The organism is Streptomyces malaysiensis subsp. samsunensis (assembly GCF_024519315.1).
Classification (GTDB): Bacteria; Actinomycetota; Actinomycetes; order Streptomycetales; family Streptomycetaceae; genus Streptomyces; species Streptomyces malaysiensis.
In genome coordinates this window covers 1-1325 of the sequence record NZ_JANIIC010000213.1, presented here as the reverse complement: position 1 = coordinate 1325, position 1325 = coordinate 1, and the positions used below count along the sequence as shown (strand labels likewise).

Genomic DNA, 1325 nt, shown 5'->3' with positions numbered 1-1325 from the left:
ACGTACCGTTCGAACTTCTCCGTGACCGCCCTCGCGTCCAGCTCGCGGGCGACCCATGCCAGGTCGTAGAGCTGGTGGGCGCCGACGCCTCCGGCGCGTAGCTCGTCCGCACCGACCGGCCGCGTGACCAGGGAGTCGATCGAGACGACGGGCTGCCCCGCGGTGTCCCGCGCCAACAACCGGATCGCGCCGTCGTCGTCGATGTCCAGCTCGACCCGCAGCTTGGTGGCGCCGGTGGCGTGGAGGGCGACGCCGGTCCAGGCAAAGGGGAGCCGGGTGTCGGCGTGGTTCTGGGTGGCGGTGGCGGCGTGGAGGGCGGCGTCGAGGAGTGCGGGGTGGATGCCGTAGCCGTCGGTGTGGTCGGTGTCGGGGAGGCGGACGTCGGCGAAGAGGCGACTGTCCCGGCGCCAGAGTGCCTGGAGTCCTTGGAAGGCGGGGCCGTATTCGAGTCCGGTGGTGGCGAGGCGTTCGTATGCGCCGGTCAGGTCGATGGGTTCGGCGTCGGTGGGGGGCCAGGTGGTTTGGGAGGTGTCGGGTGTGTGTTGGTGCTGGGTGAGGGTGCCGGTGGCGTGTTGGGTCCAGGGCTGGTCAGGGGTGGTGCGGGTGTGGATGGTGAGAGTGCGGGAGTGGGTGTTGGCGTCGTCCGGTGGGTTGATGGTGAGTTGGATGGTTGTGGAGTGGGTGAGGGTGATGGGGGTGTGGATGATGAGTTCGTCGAGGGTGGGGTGGTTGGTGTGGTCGCCGGCGTGGAGGGCCATGTCGACCAGTGCGGTGCCGGGGAGGAGCGGGGTGCCGTTGACGGCGTGGTCGGCAAGCCAACCATGCTGGGCTGGACTGATATGTCCCGTGAGGATGGTGGCCCCGGTCTCCGCGAGGGTGGTGGTGGCGGGGACGAACGGGTGCGGGGTCGGGACAAGTCCGAGTTGGACGGCGTCCTGAGCGCCAGTCACGGTCTTGTCGTTGAGCCAGTAGCGGGTGTGTTGGAAGGGATAGGTCGGTAGGGGGATGGTGGTCGCTGGAGGGATGAGGGTGTGCCAGGTGATGGGGTGGCCGTGGGTGTGAGCGTGGCCGAGTGCCGTGCGGAAGGCGGCGGTGTCGTCTTGCTCGTTGCGGAGGGTGTGGATGGTGGTGGTGTCGGGGTTGGTTTCTTGGATGCTGGGGGTGAGGGTTGGGTGCGGGCTGGTTTCGATGTAGGTGGTGTAGCCGTTGCTGCTCAGGTGTTCGATGGCGGGTTGGAAGAGGACGGGTTGGCGTAGGTTGCGGTACCAGTAGTCGGTGTCGAGGGTGGTGTCGGTGATCCAGGTGTTGTCGGTGGTGGAGTAGAA

1 protein-coding gene is annotated in these 1325 nt (G+C 67.6%); it reads right to left on the bottom strand.

The features are described from left to right. The coding region (locus NQU54_RS48520; RefSeq protein ID WP_257636648.1) for a polyketide synthase dehydratase domain-containing protein at positions 1 to 1325 on the bottom strand (1325 nt) is incomplete at both ends.